This window comes from Youngiibacter fragilis 232.1 (genome assembly GCF_000495435.3).
GTDB classification, from domain to species: Bacteria; Bacillota; Clostridia; order Clostridiales; family Clostridiaceae; genus Youngiibacter; species Youngiibacter fragilis.
The window spans coordinates 1-678 of the sequence record NZ_AXUN02000143.1 but is presented as its reverse complement, the minus strand read 5'-3'; the positions used below and the strand labels follow the sequence as shown (position 1 = coordinate 678).

1 protein-coding gene is annotated in these 678 nt (G+C 52.8%); it reads right to left on the bottom strand.

Going from position 1 to position 678, the window contains the following annotated elements:
- Nucleotides 1-678 (bottom strand): RHS repeat domain-containing protein (locus T472_RS07155; RefSeq protein WP_040906981.1); only part of this gene is annotated, 678 nt, incomplete at both ends.

Genomic DNA, 678 nt, shown 5'->3' with positions numbered 1-678 from the left:
TAGCCGTCGTGGTTTGTTGCGGTAACGAGCTTCTTGTTCCCATCATAGGCGTAGGTGCTGTACTTGCCGTCAGGATAGGTTATCCTCTCAAGCTGAGTCCCGTTGTAGGTGAAGCTTGTGCTCCTTCCTGCAGGGTCTGAAATTGACAGCAGCCTGCCTGTGCCGTCGGTGTTAAGCGTAAGGACCCTGCCTGAACCGTCAGTTACTGTGTACAGGGCTCCGTTGCCTCCATAGGCCAGGGTCATCTGGTTACCTTCAAGGTCCCGTATCTTTCCAAGCTTTCCAAGGGAGCTGAATACCAGGCTGTTACCTCCCTTGTCGGTTATGACATACCTCTCTTCGGTGCTTCCCCCGTTTATTGCCATGGACAGGTCTATTCCAGACTCATCCACATACTTACCCTTAGCACTGTCATACAGGAAATAGTGAATCGTTCCGTCCTCGTCTGTATATGCGTAATACTGTATCCCGTCTATAGTCCTTGGCACAACGGTCTGGCTTAGGCTTGTCCTCCAGCCTGCACCGTAACCCATGTCGGTACCCGCCTCATTGGAGTTCCACACATGGCCAAGTGACAGGGGCAGCCTTGATCCTGTGAGGGATATGTCCTCATGGACAAGCACCAGATTCCCGTTGTAGTCATTGACATACCCTGTTCCTGCCCGGCCCACTGACTGG